Here is a 16,925-nt window from a genome sequence, read left to right as displayed (position 1 = left end):
AATATAAAAGCACGATTAAATAATTCATCCTTACATTCCGCGATTCCTAAAAACACCAAATCAAAAATCTATAATTCCAAAAGCAATAAAAAAAGGTTGCTGATCAAATCAGCAACCTTTTTTTGTTTATTCTTAAAAGCTTGATTAACCTTCCATCCAGTTTGGACCTAGAAGCTCTTGTAGCTTTTTATCATATTCTGTAGCCTTCGCCTCGTTTTTCAAACGGGTATGAATCTGGAACAGAATCTGCATGATTTCTGTGTTCTCAGGCTTACTTTCCAACGCTTTTTCAAACAAAGGAACGGCTTTTTTATACAAATCATCTGCCTCAGCAAGCATCTTATCAGACTTGGTCTCCCATTCTGCATCAGGAAGGTTATTTACCTCATTGATGATCTCCCTCGCCTTATCCACATAAACCGCTGCGGCATAATAGTTACCTTCGAAGAAGTTAGGATCAATTTCTACTGTCTTCAAATATTCCTCCAAGGCACCGTCAGTATCCCCAGCTTGCTCTTTCAGATAACCATACCTTAACCTGATAGGTGCATTGTTAGGATCTTTTTCCAAAGACTCTTTGATTGATGCCATGGCTTCATCCATCTTTTCCAACTGAAGCAACAACTGGATTTCGAATTCAGACAAACCTTCATCCATTGGATATTCTTCTCTCGCTTCTTTTACCAATCGGTAAGCTTCTTCTTGGTTATCCTCTTCTTGGTTGGCAATTTGGATAAGGAAATAGTAAGCATTTAATTTATTGTAATCAGGGTTGTCCAAAAGCAGGGTCAGGTACTTCTTGGCATCCTCATAATTTCCACTGTTGTTAGCGGTATAACCGGCATTGAACACGATCGAAGTATCAGCAGGATCGATATCAGCTGCCAATCCGAAGAATTTTGATGCCAACCCCAAATCATCTTCTTCGTATCGGGCGATGGCTTTATCTACAGCAGCATTCTTGATTTTATACACACCTTCTCCCTGCATATTTTCAGGAAGACCAGGTACCACCTCTTTATAAACCTCTTTACCTATCTTGCTGGTAGAGTCATTACCATCCATATCCAAAGCCTTGGTAAACGCATCAAACGCATTTCGTCCTTTGGTCACGGTAGCTTCAGTATTGGATGAATCCGCTACAAATTGAGTGGTCAAAATTTTTCCTTTGATCAGGAATGTTTCAGGATCAGCTCCGGTCTCAGCATCTTGAGTAGCCATTTCTATATCAGATAGGGCGGCCTCCAATTCTCCTTTTCTGAGATTCTTCTCTGCTGATTTCACTACCTTTTTTTGGCCAAAGGCTACGGTTGAAGCCACACCGACCAAAGCCAATGATAAAATTAATTTTTTCATTTCTCTTTATTTATTCCTCTTTTGTTTGTTCTGTTTCACTTGAATCATCTGAAGATTCTTCAGTAATATTGTCTTGGATTTCTTCTTCCAACTCCTCCTCTACATTTTCCACCTTTTCTATGGAAGATATTTCATCGTTGTCGTTGAGTTTTATCAACCTAACACCCTGAGTAGCTCTACCCATGACACGCAATCCTGCAACCGGTGTACGGATAATGATTCCTGATTTATTGATGATCATCAGGTCATCGGAATCCACCACTTCTTTTATGGCCACAAGACTTCCTGTCTTCTCGGTGATGTTCATGGCTTTTACACCTTTACCTCCTCGGTTGGTAATCCTGTATTCATCGACAGGGCTACGTTTGCCGTACCCTTTTTCTGATACTACTAACAAGGTGGCGTCCTCTCTGATTACACAAATCATGCCAACAACAAAGTCGTTTTCATCAGCGAGGGTGATCGCTTTTACTCCTGTTGCTGTCCGTCCCATCGGTCTTACCGCTGATTCATGGAAATGGATGGCCCTTCCCGACTTAGCGGCAATGATAATATGGGAATCCCCATGGGTCAGCTCCACATTCAACAACTGGTCATCCTCTCGGATATTCAGGGCAATGATACCATTGGACCTTGGTCTTGAATACTGCTCAAGCGTGGTCTTTTTAATGATACCTTGCTTGGTGGTCATTACAATATAATTGTTCTGGATATAATCCTCATCTGACAAATCGGTCACCTGAATAATGGATCTGATCTTATCATCTCCCTCGATATTGATCAGGTTTTGGATAGGTCTGCCCTTGGACACTTTGCTCCCTTCAGGAATAGCATAGGTCTTCAGCCAGAAAAGTTTTCCTTTGTCGGTGAAAATCAACAGGTAATTATGGGTGGAAGCAGAGAAGATGTATTCTGTGTAGTCGTCATCTTTGGTACTTACTCCCCTGGAACCTACTCCGCCCCTGCTTTGGGTCCTGTATTCTTTAAGGGCCGTACGCTTCACATATCCCTGATGGGAGACAGTGATGATCACCTCCTCATTTGGAATCATGTCCTCGTAACTGAAATCCTCGGCATTGTGCTCAATGACGGTGCGTCGCTCATCTGCATAACGGTCTTTTATCTCCATCAGCTCTTCCTTAATGATGTCCATCCTTCGCTCCTTATGGGCAAGAATGTCCTTAAGATCTTCGATGAGTTTCATGAGCTCTTCAAACTCCTGCTGGATTTTTTCGCGCTCCATTCCGGTGAGTCGCTGAAGCCTCATGTCGAGAATTGCTCTTGCTTGGATCTCCGTCAGTTCAAACCTTTCCATCAATCCGGTACGTGCAGATTCAGGATCCCTGGAGCTTCTGATCAGATTGATGACCTCGTCAAGATTATCCAGTGCAATCAGGTAACCCTGTAGGATATGGGCACGCTTTTCAGCTTCCTTCAGTTCGTACTCGGTTCTCCTTGTTACCACTTCGTGGCGGTGGTTAACATAATGAACGATCAGATCCTTCAAGTTCAAGGTCTGTGGCCGGCCTTTTACCAAAGCCACATTGTTGATACTGAAGGAAGTCTGTAGCTGAGTCTGCTTGTAAAGGTTGTTGAGCACTACATTGGCAATGGCGTCCCGTTTCAATTCATAAACGACACGCATGCCATGTCGGTCAGACTCATCACGGATAGCTGAAATCCCATCCAGCTTCTTTTCCTGCACCAACTGGGCAGTTTTCTCAATCATGCTGGCCTTGTTCACCAGGTAAGGGATTTCGTTGATCACGATCATTTCCTTACCGCTATCTTTGGTCTCAGTGGTGGCTTTGCCCCGCATGATCACTCGTCCACGCCCCGTTTCGAAGGCCGCTTTCACCCCATTATAACCGTAGATAATACCTCCCGTAGGGAAATCCGGAGCGATGATATGCTTCATCAACTCCTCGATAGTTATTTCATTATTGTCAATATAAGCTACTATACCGTCAATGACCTCCCTTAAATTATGAGGAGCCATGTTGGTGGCCATACCTACTGCAATACCAGAAGCACCGTTTAACAACAAAGCGGGGATCTTGGCAGGCAGCACGACCGGTTCTTTCAGGGAGTCGTCAAAGTTTAGCTGAAAGTCAACGGTCTCTTTGTTGATGTCCACCAAAAGTTCTTCGGCAATTCTCTTCAGCCTTGCTTCGGTATAACGCATGGCTGCGGGACTGTCCCCATCAATGGAACCGAAGTTTCCTTGTGGATCCACCAGTGGGTATCTTAGGGACCATTCCTGGGCCATTCGGACCATGGTCTCATACACCGCACTATCACCATGCGGGTGGTACTTACCCAAAACTTCCCCAACAATTCTTGCTGATTTTTTATAAGGTTTGTTATGAAGTACTCCCAGTTCCTGCATTCCAAAAAGGATCCTGCGGTGAACGGGCTTCATACCGTCTCGTACATCAGGAAGTGCTCTGGAAACAATAACCGACATCGAATAATCGATGTAGGCCCCACGCATTTCTTCCTCGATATTAATCGGTATAATGTTCTCGTTTTCTCCTTGAGCCATATTTTGTAGTTCTCAATATAAGGTTGCAAGATAGTAAAAAGAATAAGGTTTTAAAATACTATCTCCCCATTCTAAAAGGGTTTAATTGGCCCTTTTTAATACCACTGGCCTACCTTTCTGTTTTGCATCTGCCAAATCGAACTACCCCTATATTCCACTCCATTATGTAAGTGTTTCATTTTCACGCCACATCCGGGGAATTTACAACGCTTCGTCCCCGGCATGCGGATCGCTAAACCGAGATTTACAGTGAAAATCTGTTGGTCTATTGCCTGACTCTCTCTGGGATCTTCTAATTCATAGTTGAATTTTCTAAACTCTGCATTGGGTTTAAGGAACACCTTGGTATATTCTGAAAATTCTCGTTCTATTCTTAACCCAAGCCCGTAGTATGGCTCTGTCGCCGTAAGGCGCCTATCGTATCCCTCTTTAACCGTAATGGATCCATACTCCCCTTCCAAAACAAAACGCCATGGATAATCCTGTCTCATCCGTATTTTCCGCTCTGCCTGCATATAGGTGTTGTGGGAGCTGAATTTCTTATATTTCCAGTTGAGCACCATTTGTCTTCTTCTAGCATCATAAAGTACCAAACCCAAAGTCCCATAAAGCTTGTCAAAAACGTACTTATCGGAAGTAAAATCAAATTGATAGTTTCTACTGGTCATGGAAGCCATGTTACCAGATTCCCTCCCATATCCTGCCCCAAGGGTGAAGACCCCAAACATGTCTATTTTCACTCCTGCATTAAAAGGAATCGCCGAACCCTTTGAGTCAAAAGGGACGATCTCCTCATTGGCAGCACCTACCCCTGTGGAGACTTCCGGCAAAGCGCTGATCGGATAACTTTGAGGATTGGAGCTCTGAAAATCCATGTAATTAAAATGTTGCCCATAGCCTCCGGAAAGCTCAAGGCTAATGGATCCAAGAATACCCCTTGTGACATTTCCCAATCCGTTTTCACTTTTGCGGATTTTTCTTTTGCCTTTGGTGTCTATTCCAAAAATATCCTCCTGCTGCGCATATATCGGAAAACTGATCAACAATGCCAAGACCAATAAAATGCCCCTGCATCCGATACCCATTTTATCCCTGAAATGCTTTTTTTTCTTGTTTGTCAAAAGTGGTGAGAAAGTCATGTCAATATCGTTTAATTTCCTCCTGGTGCTAGTTTGTCCCTAATTTAGATATTTTCATTTACTTGTCCGTTCTTCAACCGGGAATATACGTGGTATTCCTTTAAGCTTTTTCCCTCATTGGAAGACCTTGTCCCTTCCTGAAAAGGAAAGAAAATCAATCCAGACCAAACAAGCATTGCTTCTTCTTTAAGCAGTTTTCAAACCTAACTACTATTGAGGGAGGTGCAGGCTTTTTACTGCCTATCTTGGGCCAAGATCTTTACCCTATTTAATAAACGATATTAAAAGCCTTATACATGAAAAAACCCTCCAAAATTTGGAGGGTTTATATTTTCAGTGGAAGCAGTGGTCATTATTCAGCACCACCGCCTTCTTCAGTTTCGTCTGTAGCTCTTGCCCCTTGCTTTTCTGCAATCAATGCATCTACTTTCTCTTTGACTTCCGGGTCCGACTTGATGGCACTGTTTACCTTATTATAAGTGGCCGCGCCCAATATGTCATCGTTTTTGATCAAGGCGATCATTCTTTCCTTAATCACATCAGAAAGGGAATTCTTGGTGTCAATGATTTTACTGTATTCAGCCTTCTCTTCTTCGGTAATGGCTATTTCAGAAAGTTTTGCCTCATCCTCCCAAGCATCTTTGATCTCGTTGTAACGTGCCACATCAAATACTTCATTTTCTTTGATCATCGCTTCCAATTCGGCCTGCTTCACCTCCATAAAATGGTTTACAGAATCCTTCATCGCCGCAAATTTCTCGATCTCTTCTGCTGTTACTTCATCTGTGCTTTCCTGTTGTGCCTTAGCAGTAACAGTCAACAAACACACCATCAAAAATGCCAATCCAAATAAACGCTTCATCTTTTTCAATCTTTTTAATTAATATTCTAAACTTAACTAAATTCCAATAAAAGGGTTTACAGCTAATTAAGCAAGAAATACCCGTAAAAAAAGCCCATTTTTTATCTCAACTGGATTTAGATAGTATCTTAAAATCACTCCTAAAGGCCTGATATTCTACAATTCCTTAAGGGCTTTGATTGTATCTATTGGTTTTTTGGATTTAAAAACAAAACTCCCTGCAACCAGTATATCCGCCCCGGCATCCATCAGCTTGTTAGCATTGTCCAGATTCACCCCGCCGTCTATTTCAATCTTAGCACTTGACCCGCTGGCAATGATAATAGCCTTAAGCTTCCTGATTTTCTCATAAGTATGCGCTATAAACTTTTGGCCTCCAAAACCCGGATTTACGGACATTATAATCACCTGATCAAGATCACGGATAATATCCTGTAAAAGCTCCACCGAAGTGTGCGGATTAATGGCAACGCCTGCTTTGCAGCCAAGCTCCTTTATGGACTGAATCGTCCTGTGCAGGTGGGGACAGGCTTCAAGATGCACCGATAGTGTACTTGCCCCCAAATCCTTGAAGGATTTCAGGTACTGGTCAGGGTTTACGATCATCAAATGTACATCCAAAGGTTTTTTGGCATGTTTGCTCATGGCCTCCACCACCGGGAGCCCAAATGAAATATTGGGAACAAATACCCCGTCCATGATGTCTACATGGATGCAATCCGCCTCAGATGCATTCAACATCTCTATTTCATCTTGTAAATTGGCAAAGTCCGCTGCCAATACCGAAGGTGCTACCTGCATACTCATAGGAAAGTCGATTATGGTTGTTTATTAGTGAAGTCCAAAGAAAATAAATTTTTATAAGAAAAATAAACCCGGTACAAGTAGGCATCCCACTCAATAACCGGCCTGTTCCGAATGCCGCTCTCTTTTGTAGCAGGTTCCTCCCTTACTTTAACCTTAATATTATGTCATTTCATGAAGGGCTTTGGGCAAGCTTGGGTCACTTACCTGATCCATAATTTGTGTCGCTCAGCGACCACCCCTTCCGCAAGCTCTACTACATATAAGCCTGTATGGATGGAAGATAGTTGAACTTCATAGGGGTCTAGGTTGGATGTTCTGGAAAGTTTAGCTTTGCCCACTATCTTGCCACTTGTGTCTATAAGGGTATAGTGGCACTGTTCTTCAGTTCCAAAAAGGATAAACAATTCCGTGCCGTCCATGGGGTTGGGATAGATTTTGGTTTCATATATTTCAGGACGTTCTTCGGCTTCCAAAATTTCTCCAAAATAAGCTAACTCAAAATTGGGCACTCCATATCCAAACTCATTATCGGGATCATCTGCATTATTCCCGCTTTTCATCAAATAATGTATCAACATGTCCTTGGTCCAATCAGGGCGGCCCTGCCATATGCCTGCAGCCAAAGCAGCTATTTGTGGGGCTGAAAAGGATGTTCCGCTGGATGTACTTGTTTTGTTCGTGCCCCGCCACAACCTGACACCGTTCCCCAATGCCATCAGATCAGGTTTTATTCTGCCATCAGCAGTGGGGCCTACGGAACTAAAAGACGACCGGCTCATATCCATATTTATGGCCCCCACAGTAATTATCCCCTTGGCATCAGCAGGGGCGGTAATGGTTGTTTCCGCATTCCCTCCTTCGTTTCCTGCACTGGAAACCACTAGAATCCCTCTTTGGGCCGCAAGATTTGCCGCTTTTGTAATCAAAGCCGTATTTCCATCTAATGCCGACTTGTCATAATTCATGTTTTGATCACTGAAAACAGTATAACCCAGAGAACTGCTGATAATATCTGTACCGAGGCTATCGGCATATTCTGCAGCCCTTGCCCAATTGTATTCCTCAATCCGGTACTCCGAGGCAATGTCTTCGGTAATACACAGTATATAATTAGCATCAAAGGCACCCGAAACCAAGGTAGTTATATCATTGGCGGCCAACAGTGACAAAGCTGAGGTTCCATGTGTATCCGCCCTAAATACATTATCCGACCAAGGGAATACGAAATCCTTGGTAGCAAGCAGCCTATTTTCATCAAACAAATGCCGCATTCCATCTATTTCGTTGGTATTGAAAAAGCCTCCGTCAAAAACAGCTATTGTGATTCCCGCCCCCGTCAAACCTTCAGCATGCATATCAGGAACCCCTAAGAGTCCATTTTGAAAAGCATAATCTTCCTCTGCGTTTGACTTGGACAGAATCTGGATATTGACTGGGGATTTTAGGATTTTGGATCCGTTGCGCTCATTTTCGGCATAATAGCCTTTGGCGACAAGCTCCACTCCCCCTTCTTCGACAAAATCAAGTTCCTTTATTAATCCTATCTGCTCTTCTGTAGCCACGACTATGGATGCATTGAACCATTTGGAACTGTAATAGACTTTTTCCACTATTCCTTTGACCGCATCAATATACCTTGTCGACACAGGCAGATCTGTGCTGTCCACCTCTACCCCTTCCCTTGTTCGCCGGTCAAGAGCCTTTTGGGTCAAAAAAGCGCTTGGCTCATCCAAACTGTATTCACTGGTAGGCTTATACTTGTACTTAACTACATACCTGTCCTGCCCATAACTCGCCGCCGTGGCAAGAAAAATGAAAACAACCGCTATGATCTTTATCTTAATATTGTCCATTATTGATCAACCTCAAATGAGTAAAACGGCCACTATCGATAATTTGTTCGCCAAGACAATCATTTCTGGAGCAGTAGGTCAATACTTCATAATATTGCTCGATCATTCCCACCCCCCTGGCAAAAACCTCAAACCTCTTGTCCCTAATGGTAATCAGATCATCATCTTCCTCCTGGACGACCTTTACGGTACCCTGATAAGTTTTGCTCCCTACTTCATAGGCCTGAATATACTCAAGCTGATAGTTATCCTCCTGTTGTGAATTATAAGCATTTCCATCCCAACTTACTTGGTCTTTTGGAGGAAAAACCAAGGGGATATTTTTCTGGTTTTCAACAGAGCGTATTAGCGCTTGGCTTTTAATCTGAAGGGTATATACACTATGGTTATCCCACTCATTTTGATTGAGTGATTTTGTACGAACAATCAGATAGACCAAATCACCTTCGTTGTCGAAAAAACTAGAAGTCACCACATCTCTATAAAAAAAATGGGTGGTAACTTTATCTGATTCACCAAAATAGATGGTTTCATCAACTTCGTAAACCCAAAACCTATTTTGGGCCAAAGGCACATAATCATAGGCTAAATCCACTGGATCTGACTCTGGGCTGCTACAGCCTAAAAGTGCCAACAAAATAATAAATGGTAAATAATCCTTCATCAAAAGTCCCTTTGGGTCATATACAAAAGTACACTTTTCGCCTGAAAAACAGGGTTCATCCACTCCCAAAATAAGAAGCCACAAGGCAATTGCATAGAAAACGCTTCATTTCTGACTATCTTTGGCGCACAAATTAGTAAAGGAAAAATCACTAGCTAAAACCAAATTGGAATGGCGCTCAAAACATTTGTAAAGATCAGCACAGTAAATAACCTTAGCGATGCTCGCTACTGCGCTGGAATGTACGTTAACCTCATGGGCTTTAACCTTGAAGAGAACAATAAGGATTACATGTCTCCCGAAAAATTCAAGGAACTTACCGAATGGCTCTCCGGACTCGATTATGTGGGTGAATTTGAGGAAACACATCCTGACAAAATCCTCGAAATTATCAAGCAATACGATGGGCTGGAGTACATACAGGTGAGCGAAGAATTTCATTTACAGATGTTGGTCAATACCTCCTTCAAAATCATTTGGAACAAATCCGTGGACAGCACCGAGGATTTAAGGGAATTGATCGCAAAATCAGCCAGTTTAAAATCTAACGGAGTTACGCTATTATTAGATTCCAGCTCCCTGGAAATAAACAAGGAAGTAACAGAATTGCTCAAGGAACTCTCCGACAAGTGTACGGTACTCTTGGGCTTTGGCCTGGATGCAGACAGCGTAGAGGACACCCTTAAGGAAACCGGAGTGGATGGAATAGCCATGAAAGGAGGCGATGAAATCAAACCGGGACTCAAAGATTTTGACGAGCTGGCTGATATTCTGGAGGCCTTGGAGGTCGAAGACTAAGCCCACTCTGTAGACTAAAACTAAAGGCTTTGGGGAATCCCCAAAGCCTTTAGTTTTTAAACTTAAATTTGATATACTTTATTTTTTCCCCTTTTGCACTGAACATTGCTTCATATCGGGTTTTGATACCATGATGGTCATTTCTCATGTCTGAGCTATAAAAATCACTTGTAAAGGTCAAAACATCCACATCTTTCCTACCTTGCAAAAGTTCCAAGGTATATTCATAAAGTCCAGTATTATCTGTTTTCAAATGCATAATACCATCATTCTTTATCATCGGCTTATACATGTCCAAAAACCTAGGGGAAGTCAAACGCTTTTTCTCATCTCCGTCCCTCGGCCTTGGATCGGGAAAAGTAATCCATAATTCACTGATTTCCTCCTCATCAAAGAACCTGTCCAGCAACTCTATCTGCGTCCGCAAAAAAGCCACATTTTCCAGTCCTTCTGCAGTGGCTGTAGTGCTTCCTTTCCAGATCCTGGACCCTTTGATATCCACGCCAATAAAGTTTTGTTCAGGGTATTCCCTGCCCAACCCCACGGTAAACTCCCCTCTTCCACATGCCAGTTCCACGACTACGGGATGCTCATTATTAAATTGCTCTTTTCTCCAATTTCCCTTTATGCGCTCAAAAATCTCTTTGCCTTCTTGAACTACATTTCTATTTTCTTCATTGGCTTTAAACCTTGCCAGTTTCTTTCTGCCCATTTTATAAATTTTCGATTTCAGCGACCACAAAGGTACTGCCTCCCACAAAAACTAAATCCCTTTTATCCGCTTTTTTTAAGGTATCTCTTAAAGCTTCGTTGACATTTTTGATTACTTTCCCTTCCAGCCCGTAGATCAGCGCCTTTTCCCTCAACGATTCTGCATCCAATGCTCTTGGAATATCGGCCTGGCAAAAAACATATTTTGCCGATTTTGGGAATAGTGCCAACGCATTCCCTATATCCTTATCGTTGACCATTCCCAGTATGATATGTAGCTGCCGAAAGTCCATCTCTCCGATCTGCTCCATCACCAGACTAAGGCCTTCCACATTGTGTCCGGTGTCACAATACACCAAAGGCCTTTCCTGCAGCTTTTGGAAGCGGCCTTTCAGTCCTGATTTTTCCGCGGTATGGGCCAATCCGTTTTGGATTGCTTCAGGTGTGATTTTTGCAGCCTGTCCCTTCAGCAGTTCCAAAAGCTTTAAAACACCCGGCAGATTTTTCTCCTGATACCTGCCAAACAGATCCATAGAGAGCAAGTATTCTAAATCCTTGTTGATCACCTTATAGTCACAGAGCTTTGAAGAACCATTTAAACCTACTTGTTTTACAGAATAATCCTCATCTGCAAAATAAATAGGAGCATTTTTCTTCAGTGCCAAATCAGAAAAAACCGTGGAAGTCTCCGCTTGGCTTTGGCTGATCACTACCGGAATATTTTCTTTTATGATCCCTGCTTTTTCTCCCGCAATCTCAGCCAAAGTAGTCCCCAAAAACTGGGTATGGTCCAAACCGATATTGGTGATCAGGCAAATCTCCGGATTGAGCACATTGGTACTGTCCAACCTTCCTCCCATACCTACTTCCACCACTGCATAATCCACTTCTTCATCCGCAAAATGGGTGAAGGCCAGACCAACGGTCATTTCAAAAAAGCTGGGCTTTAGCGTATCCAAAAATCCCCTGTTCTGCTCTACAAAGTCAACCACCTTGGATTCAGGAATTTCCAGGCCATTGATTTTGATCCTTTCGGTAAATGACTTCAAATGGGGAGAAGTGTAAAGACCTACCTTATAACCGGCCTCATGAAGCACTGCTGCAATGGCATGGGAAGAACTTCCCTTTCCGTTGGTACCGGCGATATGGATGCTTTTAAATTTATTTTGGGGATTCCCTAAATGTTCACAAAGCTGAAGGGTGTTGCTTAAATCTTTTTTAAAGGCCGCTGCCCCTATTCTCTGGAACATGGGTAATGCATTGAACAAATAGTCCAACGTCTCTTGATAGTTCATCTTAAAACTAATCTACTTTGATGATAAAGGTGATTTTTCCTTCTGAATACTCGGCTGCCGGATTTCCTCCTTGCCGCTTAAAAGTAAGTTTATTGACCACCCCGCGGTAATAGGCCAATACTTCGTTGCTGACATTATACTCCAAAGGAATGGCCTGGGCTATGCGGCCATTATCGTCCACAACTATTTTAAAGACAATCTTGCCGTTTCGGTTCGATACACGATCTTGTATACTGGGCTTGCTGGCAAAATCCCATCCTGCCAGATCAAGGTTATAGCCCGCTCCGTTTCCTGCATTGCCTTTGCCGGATTGGTAAAGAGACCTACCATCAATGGTTCCTTCAGGATTTCCCTCGTCCCCTTTTTGGTTGGTGGCTCCCTGGTTGCTCCCGGCGGAGGATTGATTGCTTTTTCCTTTGTTTCCCCCTGCACCAAAAATGGCCCTTTGGTCTATTTTTGGTTTTTCTTCCACCTGCTCCGCCACTTTCTTCTCTTCTTCCTTAGCAGGCTGAGTTACAGGTTTGGTTTCCTTTTTCGGTTGTTCCGACTCCTTTACCACTTCCTTTGTTTTCTCAGCACCTTTTAGGGGGCTTTTTGTATTGGATTGGGCCTCAAAACTACTTTTGGACTCGGTAGGTTTTGGTTTGGAAGCAGGCTTGGTTTCAGGTTGGCTTACCGGTTGAACCGGCTCCGTCACCTGCTCTACCGGGGCCCCCGGTGCCGGGGATTCCGTTTGGATTTGCTCGCTTTCTGAGGGCGGGGTTTCTGTTTGGTTGTTGCCACTCCCGGCATCGGTAAAGCCCAGATTAAGTTCCAAACCAAACTGGGACATTGGTGGAACAGGCGGGCGCCATACCACGATAAAGTAAATCGCCACCAATACCAGTACATTCACAATGACCGTAATAATAGTTGCTTTCCTTTTGCTGTCCAGCTCTATCCTATTTGCCGTTCCTTCCGCTTGCATCTTTATTTTAGAATCGTTGTGCTCTATTCTTTTTCATCACTTCAAAATCACTCCTGCGAAGATTAAATCCGTTCTTACCACTTCGTACTTCGTACCATCTTCGAACTTCCCACTTTGTACTTCGTACTTCGTACTTCAAACTTCCTACTTAATTATACGGTCTGGTAGCAATAGAAACATTGGCTTCCAATTTGGCGGCTATTCCACCGATTTCCACCAGATATTCTACCGGTACTTCCTTGTCAATATGCAACACCACCTGTCCTTGCTTGCTTTTTAATAAAGCAGTCAGCTCGTTTTTGATATTCTCTCTTTCCACTACCTTGTCATTTACCGAATAACGCAGATCCTTGGTCACAGTTACAGTGACTTCCTGCATAACAATGTCCGAGGTCTCACTGCTCGGCAAATTAACAGGCAGCCCTGAAGGAGTAATGAAGGAAGAGGTCAGCATAAAGAAGATCAAAAGAAGGAAAATAATATCCGTCATGGATGACATGCTAAATGCCGAATTGACTTTATGTTTTGACTGAAGGGCCATATTACTTTTTATCCTGTAACAAATCCATAAATTCTACTGATGTATACTCCATACTGTGAATAAGTTTGGAAACCTTTGCCACCAGATAGTTGTATCCCAAATAAGCGATAATCCCCACCACCAAACCGGTAGCCGTGGTAATCATTGCTTCATAAATACCCGTAGAAAGCAGTTTTGGGGAAACCATACCTTCCTCTTGTGCCACACCTATAAATGCCCTGATCATACCCGCCACGGTACCCAAAAAGCCGATCATCGGAGCGGCACCGGAAACAGTAGCCAAAAGATTCAGGTTTTTCTCCAGCTTGTAAATTTCAATTTTGCCCACATTCTCAATGGCCACCTCAATATTCTTCAACGGGCTGCCAATTCTCTCCAATCCCTTAGTAATCATATTGGCCACAGGGGTATTCTCCTCTTGGCAGATCATTTTTGCCCCTCCGATATCACCGGTTTGAACGCGCATTTTAACCTGATCCATCATGGATTTAGGTGTCTGGGCTGCCTTTTTAAGCGTAATAATTCTTTCAACGAAGATGTAAATTGCCAGGATAAACAAAGCATATAAGGGAAGCATCATATAGCCTCCTTTAATCAAAAGGTCCATTAGGCCTATACTTTGATTGGCAGCATCCGCATTGACCAATGAATCGGCCACCACCTGGTTGCCGGTTGATAACGTCTGTAGTAGTATCATATTAGTATTTAAAAACCCATAAAGTTTCTTCGAAATTGCCCTGCTCCTTTTCGATCAGGGCTGTCGCATCCTCCACATTGTCAAAATCTCCTATGGCTAACTTATAGAACGAAGAACCGTAGCCAGGAAGTACAAGAAAGGTGCTGTATCCTTTTTTATTCAAACGTTCAGAAAAATCTTTGGCCAAATCCCCGTCTATAAAGGCACCCACTGTGACCAAATAACGCGGAGCATCTCCTTTCTGGTTGATTTCGGTCATTTCAGGTCCTGCAACAGGAGCCTTCTCTATCTCTTTTGGCTCCTCAGGAACAGGCTGAGCCGGGGCTTCCTCCACCGTACTTCGTTCTTCTATCCCCAAAGGTTCCTCTGATTTTTCCAAAATGGACTCAATATTGTCTTCATTGGATCCTGAGAAATAGTACACCGCATATCCAAAGATCCCCAGTAAAAAGATCAAAAGGATGATGAGCCAGGCTTTGCTACTTTTTTCCTCAGTCTCATTACCGTCAGAAGCTGCTGGAGCGGATGCACCAACCGGCTCTGGTGTCTTGGGCTTACCATCTTGAGGTTCCGAAACGGAGTTTACCACAGGAACAGGAGGAACAGGAGGAACAGGTACAGGAACTACTTCCTTCTCTTCTTTTTCTTGCTCCTCAGCATTAAGCTTCTCTTTTTCTTCCTTACTTTTCTCGGCTGTAGAAGGTAATGGAGCCGCTATTGGTTTGGTGTCCGGCTTGTCTTCAGGCTTGTCTTTTGGCTGTTCTTCAGGTTTATTTTCCTCGCTTGAAATAGGGGTGATTTCGATTTCAGGCAGGCCAAAATCCTTATCCTCCTCTTTTCTATTCGATGCATTTTCCTGATCCTTTTTAGCCATTACAGTCAATTTTCTTGGTGATTTAAATTGCTAAGCTAAGACAAAACCTTCAATTACTCAACACAGCTTTTAGGAATAATTGCTCACTTGAGATTTATCTGCTTGGAACTAAAATTTAAAGGTTAGGCCTCCAATACCCTGAATTCCACGGGACTGGTAATTCCAAAACCGTTCGTTTTTCTGGTTCAACAAATTATTGCCTTGCGCAAAAACGGAAAACCGTTCATTAATCTTATAGTCTACTTTTGCATTCAGGTCAATGATCGGGTCCAATACAGCCGTTTGTACCGATCCGGATCCGAAATAGTTTATCGCACGTATTCCGCCCATCACGTCAAGCCCTGCCTGTATCAACCACTTTTCATTGGGAGTATAGGTGTTATGTACATTGATTTCCCATTCCGGTCTATGCCATGCACCGATCTCTTCGCCCACTGGCTGGTTCTCCTCATCTCCAAACATATAATGATAATAGTTGACCTCTGCACTTAGCTGGTACTGCTTTCCAAAGTTATAGCCCAAAGTCCCAGTATAATTCAACATACTGGCATCCTGGTAAACGAGTTGGAACTTTGTACTATCTGCCGAACTGTTTCCATAAAAATGCATATTGTCAAAATCACCATAGGCCACCCCAAGCTTATACGTAAATGCATCCTCTACACTCCCTTTGATCCCTCCTTCGGCCTTGAACTTTTGAACGGTATTCAAAAGCTGGCTGCTTGGCCCCAAATAAGGATTTTCCATGGCGAAATCATAATAAGTCTTTCTTAGCACATCACCTTCGTATAAGGCATATAAGGCAAACTCTTCCTGAAGATTATAACTTGCGCTTACTGTAGGAAAAACATGAAAATCCCCTTCCTTACTGAGGTAATCATCATTTTCAACGATCAAATTTACACCTGCCTTTACTTGGAAGGTCTCATTTTGATAAACAGCATAAGGGGTGAATTTCACATAATTCCTGTTGATGTTAGCATAAGTGGCATCGGAAGGGGAAGTTAAAAATGCCTGAAAATCAAGTCCTGCTTTGGCATCTTCATTGAAACCATAAGAACCCTTTCCCTGAAAATTTACCTCATGCTCCCGCGCAGAATAATCGTCATTGAAAAGCCTTAGACCAAGTTTTGCCTCGTAGTTAAAAGGCTCGTCCTTGTCAATATTTCTAATCCCTCCCTGTGCGGAAATGGTGTTGAATATCTGCTGGATATCGGCAGCCATCACCTCTGTACCTGGCTGATAGCCATAAAAGTGATAGCGGTCCCGATTGTAGCCCAATTCCCCAAACACCTCAAAATACTCATCAAAATAGCTGGCATTAAGTTGGACAGTCGTATGATCTTCTGCTGAGTTTTCCTTATCCACAGGACCTTCATAGAATCCCTGATGCTTCAAAAGAACCCCATAATTCAAATAATCACTTTCCAGGTTATTAACATGCAATTCTACCAGAGGAGATTGATAATTTCCGTACCCTAGTTTTACCATACTATGGTAAAGCTCCTCAGTATTGGAGGGAAACCTTTTCTGATAGGCCTGCATTTGGGATTTGCTGGGCTGAAGGTTAAAAAAGAAATCCCTGACATCATATTGAAAACTGCTGGTTCCTTCGGGCTGTGGCAAGGTTGGAACCCTTTCAAAATTTCTCGTCTTCTTGGGCAGAGTGAGCACCCTGTCTTTTCTAATGATAAACTCCGCATCGGTTACCTCACCACGCTCGTTGCCTTTGTTATCCTGGGCATGAACTAGTCCTACTGGCACCAAAAGCGATATATAAATGATTTTTATTAACTTATTCATTTTCAATACAATC

General features: G+C 42.9%; 15 protein-coding genes. 1 reads left to right on the top strand and 14 read right to left on the bottom strand.

What is annotated here, in order from left to right:
• Nucleotides 1–144: 144 nt before the first annotated feature.
• From ACYVAA_RS15405 to ACYVAA_RS15375, 7 genes are all read right to left on the bottom strand, one after another.
• The gene (locus ACYVAA_RS15405) at nucleotides 145–1,356 is read right to left on the bottom strand and encodes a tetratricopeptide repeat protein (RefSeq protein ID WP_460543303.1); all 1,212 of its coding nucleotides are present in this window, start codon (nucleotides 1,354–1,356) and stop codon (nucleotides 145–147) included.
• Nucleotides 1,357–1,366: 10 nt separating this feature from the next.
• Nucleotides 1,367–3,901: a DNA gyrase subunit A gene (gyrA, locus tag ACYVAA_RS15400; protein WP_460543301.1), complete on the bottom strand. Its 2,535-nt coding sequence runs from the start codon at nucleotides 3,899–3,901 to the stop codon at nucleotides 1,367–1,369.
• A gap of 95 nt (nucleotides 3,902–3,996) precedes the next feature.
• Complete coding sequence (locus ACYVAA_RS15395) at nucleotides 3,997–5,040, bottom strand: hypothetical protein (protein WP_460543299.1); 1,044 nt, start codon at nucleotides 5,038–5,040, stop codon at nucleotides 3,997–3,999.
• Nucleotides 5,041–5,392: 352 nt separating this feature from the next.
• Nucleotides 5,393–5,902 carry a hypothetical protein gene (locus ACYVAA_RS15390; protein ID WP_460543297.1) on the bottom strand — a complete coding sequence of 170 codons (510 nt, stop codon included), beginning with the start codon at nucleotides 5,900–5,902 and terminating at the stop codon, nucleotides 5,393–5,395.
• 156 nt (nucleotides 5,903–6,058) lie between these two features.
• Nucleotides 6,059–6,709, bottom strand: coding sequence for a ribulose-phosphate 3-epimerase (gene rpe / locus ACYVAA_RS15385; protein WP_460543295.1), 651 nt, complete (start codon nucleotides 6,707–6,709; stop codon nucleotides 6,059–6,061).
• A gap of 200 nt (nucleotides 6,710–6,909) precedes the next feature.
• On the bottom strand, nucleotides 6,910–8,562 hold the full coding sequence (locus ACYVAA_RS15380) for a S8 family peptidase (protein WP_460543293.1): 1,653 nt from the start codon (nucleotides 8,560–8,562) through the stop codon (nucleotides 6,910–6,912).
• On the bottom strand, nucleotides 8,549–9,226 hold the full coding sequence (locus ACYVAA_RS15375; RefSeq protein WP_460543290.1) for a hypothetical protein: 678 nt from the start codon (nucleotides 9,224–9,226) through the stop codon (nucleotides 8,549–8,551). Before ACYVAA_RS15375 ends, ACYVAA_RS15380 begins: the two co-directional genes overlap by 14 nt.
• A gap of 171 nt (nucleotides 9,227–9,397) precedes the next feature.
• Here ACYVAA_RS15375 and trpF point away from each other — a divergent pair, with 171 nt between their 5' ends.
• The gene (gene trpF / locus ACYVAA_RS15370; protein ID WP_460543288.1) at nucleotides 9,398–10,024 is read left to right on the top strand and encodes a beta/alpha barrel domain-containing protein; all 627 of its coding nucleotides are present in this window, start codon (nucleotides 9,398–9,400) and stop codon (nucleotides 10,022–10,024) included.
• Between the two features lie 49 nt (nucleotides 10,025–10,073).
• On the opposite strand, the gene trmB is transcribed toward trpF, so the two are convergent.
• From trmB to ACYVAA_RS15335, 7 genes are all read right to left on the bottom strand, one after another.
• A complete protein-coding gene (gene trmB, locus ACYVAA_RS15365; RefSeq protein WP_460543286.1) occupies nucleotides 10,074–10,736 on the bottom strand; it encodes a tRNA (guanine(46)-N(7))-methyltransferase TrmB in 663 nt (220 codons plus the stop codon).
• 1 nt (nucleotide 10,737) lies between these two features.
• Nucleotides 10,738–12,030 (bottom strand): bifunctional folylpolyglutamate synthase/dihydrofolate synthase, encoded by a 1,293-nt coding sequence (locus tag ACYVAA_RS15360; protein WP_460543284.1) that lies wholly within the window; start codon nucleotides 12,028–12,030, stop codon nucleotides 10,738–10,740.
• A gap of 7 nt (nucleotides 12,031–12,037) precedes the next feature.
• A complete protein-coding gene (locus ACYVAA_RS15355; RefSeq protein WP_460543282.1) occupies nucleotides 12,038–12,997 on the bottom strand; it encodes an energy transducer TonB in 960 nt (319 codons plus the stop codon).
• Between the two features lie 148 nt (nucleotides 12,998–13,145).
• Nucleotides 13,146–13,538 (bottom strand): ExbD/TolR family protein, encoded by a 393-nt coding sequence (locus tag ACYVAA_RS15350; RefSeq protein WP_460543280.1) that lies wholly within the window; start codon nucleotides 13,536–13,538, stop codon nucleotides 13,146–13,148.
• Nucleotide 13,539: 1 nt separating this feature from the next.
• Complete coding sequence (locus tag ACYVAA_RS15345) at nucleotides 13,540–14,235, bottom strand: MotA/TolQ/ExbB proton channel family protein (RefSeq protein WP_460543278.1); 696 nt, start codon at nucleotides 14,233–14,235, stop codon at nucleotides 13,540–13,542.
• A 1-nt stretch (nucleotide 14,236) separates the two neighbouring features.
• Nucleotides 14,237–15,109: an SPOR domain-containing protein gene (locus ACYVAA_RS15340; RefSeq protein WP_460543276.1), complete on the bottom strand. Its 873-nt coding sequence runs from the start codon at nucleotides 15,107–15,109 to the stop codon at nucleotides 14,237–14,239.
• Between the two features lie 108 nt (nucleotides 15,110–15,217).
• The gene (locus tag ACYVAA_RS15335; RefSeq protein ID WP_460543274.1) at nucleotides 15,218–16,912 is read right to left on the bottom strand and encodes a TonB-dependent receptor; all 1,695 of its coding nucleotides are present in this window, start codon (nucleotides 16,910–16,912) and stop codon (nucleotides 15,218–15,220) included.
• Nucleotides 16,913–16,925 lie beyond the last annotated feature (13 nt).

The organism is Echinicola sediminis (assembly GCF_054777495.1).
This window is presented reverse-complemented; position numbering and strand designations above follow the sequence as displayed.